3 protein-coding genes are annotated in these 5,119 nt (G+C 65.7%); all 3 read right to left on the bottom strand.

Annotated elements, in window-relative coordinates:
• A partial coding sequence (gene glgB / locus JWQ89_RS14900) for a 1,4-alpha-glucan branching enzyme (protein ID WP_299642257.1) occupies nucleotides 1-1,278 on the bottom strand: 1,278 nt, incomplete at its 3' end.
• 5 nt (nucleotides 1,279-1,283) lie between these two features.
• A complete protein-coding gene (locus JWQ89_RS14895) occupies nucleotides 1,284-3,761 on the bottom strand; it encodes a glycogen/starch/alpha-glucan phosphorylase (protein ID WP_299642256.1) in 2,478 nt (825 codons plus the stop codon).
• A 306-nt stretch (nucleotides 3,762-4,067) separates the two neighbouring features.
• A partial coding sequence (locus JWQ89_RS14890; RefSeq protein ID WP_299642254.1) for an NAD-binding protein occupies nucleotides 4,068-5,119 on the bottom strand: 1,052 nt, incomplete at its 5' end.

Below are 5,119 nucleotides of genomic sequence, written 5' to 3'. Positions count from 1 at the left end.
CCACTGCCCGGCCTGGCGCGAGTAGTCGAGATAGAGCATCGAGGCCACGGCATCGACCCGCAGCCCGTCGAGGTGGAACGCCTCGAGCCAGTAGAGCGCATTGTTGACGAGGAAGCTCACCACCTCCTTGCGCCCGAAATTGTAGATCGCGGTATTCCAGTCCGGATGGTAGCCCTTGCGCGGATCGAGGTGCTCGTAGAGCGCCGTGCCGTCGAAGCGGGCAAGCCCGTGCTCGTCGGTGGGGAAATGCGCCGGCACCCAGTCGAGGATGACGCCCAGCCCCCCCGCATGCGCGGCGTCGACGAAATGCGCGAACCCCTTGGGATCGCCGAACCGCGCCGTGGGCGCATAGAGCCCTGTCGGCTGGTAGCCCCAGCTGGGATCGAACGGGTGCTCGGTGATCGGCATCAGCTCGATATGGGTGAAGCCGGAATCGGCCGCATAGGGCACCAGTTGCTCGGCCAGTTGCTCGTAGCTCATGAACGAGCCGTCGGCCCGCCGCCGCCACGATCCGAGATGCACCTCGTAGATCGACACGGGCTTGCGCCGCCAGTCGGTCCTCGCGCGCTCGGCCATGTACTTGTCGTCCGTCCAGACGAACGGCCGCGGGTCGGCGACCACCGAGGCGGTCTTGGGCCTCAGTTCGGACTGGCGGGCATAGGGGTCGGCCTTCAGCGGCCTGAGCTTCCCGTCCGGCCCGACGATCTCGAACTTGTAGACCTCGCCCGGCCCGACATTGGGAATGAACACTTCCCACACGCCGGTATTGATCCGCACCCGCATCGGGTGCCGGCGGCCGTCCCAGTCGTTGAACGGCCCGACCACGCTGACCCGCCGGGCGTTGGGCGCCCAGACCGCAAAATGCGTGCCGTCGACACCCTCGAACTCCATCGCATGGGCGCCGAGCTTGTCGAACAGCCTCAGGTGCGAGCCTTCGCCGATATAGTAGTCGTCCATCGGGCCGAGCACCGGCCCGAAGCTGTAGGGGTCGAGCATGTCCCACTCGCCACCTTCGTTGCGAGCGTGATAGCTCACCGGCTGCAGTCCCTCGACCTTTACCACGCCCTCGAAGAAGCCGTCGCCGCGCGACTCGAGCTCGCCGAGGATGCGGTTGTCGAGAGTGCGCGCCGACACCGACTCGGCGTGCGGAATGAAGGCCCGGGCCACCCACGTGCCGTCGACCTGGTGCAGGCCCAGGATACCGAACGGATCGGAATGGCGACCCGCGACGATTGCGCGGACGTCGTTCTCAGCCGCCTGCCATTTTGACTTGGTCAAACCCACTACCCCCCGACGACCGGGACACCCCAGATTTCCTTGGCGTACTGACTGATTGTACGGTCCGAGGAAAACCAACTGACGTGGGCAGTGTTCCGGATCGCCATGGAATACCATTTGCGGGGCTTGATCCAGAGGTCATCGACGCCGCGCTGCGCCGTTGCATAGGCGTCGAAGTCCCGCGCCACCATGAACCAGTCGTGGTCGTAGAGCCCGCCGATCAGGTCGCGATAGCGGTGCGGATCGTCCGGCGAGAATACGCCCGAGGCGATTGCCTCCAGCGCCTCGCGCAGCGCCGGCGAACTGTCGATGGCCGCGCGCGGCACCTCGCTCCGGCTGCGCTTCTCGGCCACCTTGTCTGCGGTGAGCCCGAAGATCACCATGTTCTCCGGCCCCACCTGGTCGAGCATTTCGACGTTGGCCCCGTCGAGCGTGCCGATGGTGATGGCGCCATTGGCCATGAACTTCATGTTGCCGGTGCCCGAGGCCTCCATGCCGGCGGTCGAGATCTGCTCGGAAAGGTCGGCCGCCGGGATGATCTGCTCGGCGAGGCTGACATTGTAGTTGGGCAGGAACACCACCTTCATCAGCCCGCGCACCGCCGGGTCGTTGTTCACCACCTTGGCCACGTCGTTGATCAGCTTGATGATCAGCTTGGCGTTCCAGTAGCCCGGCGCCGCCTTGCCGGCGAACACTTTTACCCGCGGCACCCAGTCTTTCTCGGGATGCGAGCGGATCATCGAATATTGCGCCACCGCTTCGATGACGTTGAGCAGCTGGCGCTTATACTCGTGGATGCGCTTCACCTGCACGTCGAACATCGCATCGGGCGACACGACGATCCCCAGCCGGTCCTTGATGACCTGCGCCAGCGCCACCTTGTTGGCGCGCTTCACCGCCCGGAATTGATCCTGGAACGTCGGGTCGTCGGCGTGCTTGTCGAGCCGGGCGATCAGCTCGAAGTTGTCCTCGAAACCCGGCCCGATCCGCTCGGCGATCAGCCTGGTCAGCCCCGGGTTGCATTGCATCAGCCAACGCCGCGGCGTCACGCCATTGGTCTTGTTGTTGATCCGGTCCGGATAGAGCCGGTCGAGATCGGCGAACAGCGTCTTCTTCAGCAGCTCCGAATGGAGCGCCGACACGCCGTTGATCGAGTGCGAGCCGACGAAGGCCAGCTGCCCCATGCGGACGCGCCGGCTGCCGTGCTCGTCGATCAGCGACAGGTTGGCGACCTGCGCGTCGGTGAAGCCGCCCAGGGCCCGGGCTTCGCCCAGCACCTCGGCATTGATGGCGTAGATGATCTGCATCTGCCGCGGCAGCATCCGCTCTAGCAGTCCCACGGGCCAGGTCTCGAGCGCCTCGGGCAACAGCGTGTGGTTGGTGTAGCCGAACGTCGCCTTGGTCAGCTTCCACGCCGCCGACCACTTCATCCCGTGGATATCGACGAGCAGCCGCATCAGCTCGGCGATCGAGATCGCCGGGTGCGTGTCGTTGAGCTGGATCGCCACCTTGTCCGACAGCGAGCCGAGATCGCCATAGGCCTGCATGTGCCGGCGCACGATGTCCTGCAGCGAGGCGGAGGAAAAGAAGAACTCCTGCCTGAGCCGCAGTTCCTGTCCCGACGGGGTCGAGTCGGCCGGGTACAGCACCCGCGTCACCACCGCCGCCTTGGCGCTCTCCTCCAGCGCGCCGATGTGGTCGCCGGCGTTGAACTTGTCGAGCAGGATCGGATCGATCGGCTGCGCCGACCAGAGCCTGAGCGTATTCACCCGCTTGCCGCGCCAGCCGACGATCGGCGTATCGAACGCCACCGCCAAGAGGTGCTCGGCCGGCCGCCACTCGAGCCGGGTCGAGCCGTCGGGCTCGAGGATCGGCTCGACATGGCCGCCGAAGCCGATCTCGTACGAACTCTCGCGCCGCTCGAATTCCCAGGGGTTGCCGTGCGCCAGCCAGTCCTCCGGCAGCTCGACCTGCCAGCCTTCGCTCATCTCCTGCCGGAACAGCCCGTGGACATAGCGGATGCCGTAGCCATAGGCGGGGATGTTGACCGTCGCCATCGACTCCATGAAGCACGCGGCGAGGCGGCCGAGGCCGCCGTTGCCGAGCGCCGCGTCGGGCTCGAGGTTGATCAGGTCGCCGAGGTCGACGTTGAAGTTCTTGAGCGCCGCGCGCACCGGCTCCATCAGCCCGATATTGCTCATCGCATCGCGCATCAGGCGGCCGATGAGGAACTCGAGGCTGAGGTAGTAGACGCGCTTGTTGGAGGTCCGCCAGGTGGCGCGGCTCGACTCCATCCACTGGTCGATGATCCGGTCGCGCACCGCGAGGATCGTGGCCTTCAGCCAGTCGTGCGGCCGGGCGACGATCGGATCCTTGCCGACGGAATAGGTGAGCTTTTCAAGGATTTCCGACTGCAGCGCTTCAACGCTGAGCGCGCGCCGTTCGGGAACCGGGGCATCCAATACAAGAGGGTTTTGCGGCATGGTCGCAATCCAGCATCGTGACGATGTATTCCCCTCTAGGCGCACACTGTTGCATTGAATCGAATGCGGGGGAAGGCCCGACGAGCGCTTGTTAGGCAGCGTGCCTAAGGCTTGGTCTGTCTTGGAAGCCGGTGCGAGCTGACCCCACCCTGTCCCCTCCCCCTAAGAATGGGGAGGGAGACCAAAACACCAGCGGCAGTTCGTGGGTCTCCCTCCCCCCTGTTCAGGGGGAGGGGACAGGGGTGGGGGTCCACAGCCACCGGACGCGGGGGTCCACAGCCACCGGCCGTCCGGCCGATCGCCCCCCTAAACCTTCGCATCCTCCTCTGGCAGAATGATCGGCTCCGACGGCGCGGTGACGACGCCGCTTTCGCGGGCCTGGTCCTCGGCGTTGGAGATCAGCAGGTCCCTGCCCGCCTGGAGGCCGCCCGCCATCTGCGCGGCGAAGCGCTGGTTGTCGCGGCTGCGCACCCCCTCGATGATCGAGACCACTTCGTTGTCGCTGCTGCCGAGTTCCTTGAGGGTCTCGGCCCCCATCACCAGCGCCGATTCGAATACCTCGCGAATCTGGAAATCGACCCCTGCCTTGACCAGGGCCAGCGCGTGGCCGCGGTCATAGGCGCGCGAAAATACCTTGGCGAGGGGGAACTCCGACTTGACGAGCCCCACGATCTGCATCGCCGCCTCCTTGTCGTCGACGCAGACCAGGATCGCTTCGGCCGACTGCGCGCCGGCGGCACGCAGGATGTCGAGCCGCGTTCCGTCGCCGTAATAGACCTTCATGCCGAACGTGCCGGCGGCCCGGATCATCTCTGTGTCGATATCGATGATCGCCACCTTCTCCCCCTTGGCCAGCAGCGCCTGCGTCGCGATCTGCCCGAAGCGGCCGAAGCCGATGACGAGAACGTTGGCGCTCAGCCCCTCCGGCTTTTCCACCCCCTCGAAGGACTGCACCGGCTTGGGCAGGAACTTCAGCAGCATCATCGAGAACGGCGTCAGCACCATCGAGATGATCACCGTGGCGGTCATCATGGCGTTGAGGTCGGCGCTGAGCAGGCCGCCCGCGTTGGCCGTGGAATAGAGGACGAACGCAAACTCGCCGCCCTGCGCCATCAGCACGGCGCGCTCCAGCGCTTCGGCCTTGCTGGACTTGAGCAGCCGCGCCAGCACGTAGATCGCGCCGCCCTTGATCAGCATGTAGCAAAGCACGGCCAGCGCAATGAACTGCCAGTTGCCGGCCACCACCGTCAGGTCCAGCGACATGCCGACGGCAAGGAAGAACAGCCCGAGCAGCAGCCCGCGGAACGGCTCGACGTCCGCCTCGAGCTGGTGCTTGAAGGTGGAGGTGGAGAGCAGCA

The sequence above is a fragment of the Devosia sp. genome, from assembly GCF_028290645.1.
Classification (GTDB): Bacteria; Pseudomonadota; Alphaproteobacteria; order Rhizobiales; family Devosiaceae; genus Devosia_A.
Note: the sequence above shows the minus strand (reverse complement) of the source record. Positions and strands in the feature narration are given on the sequence as shown.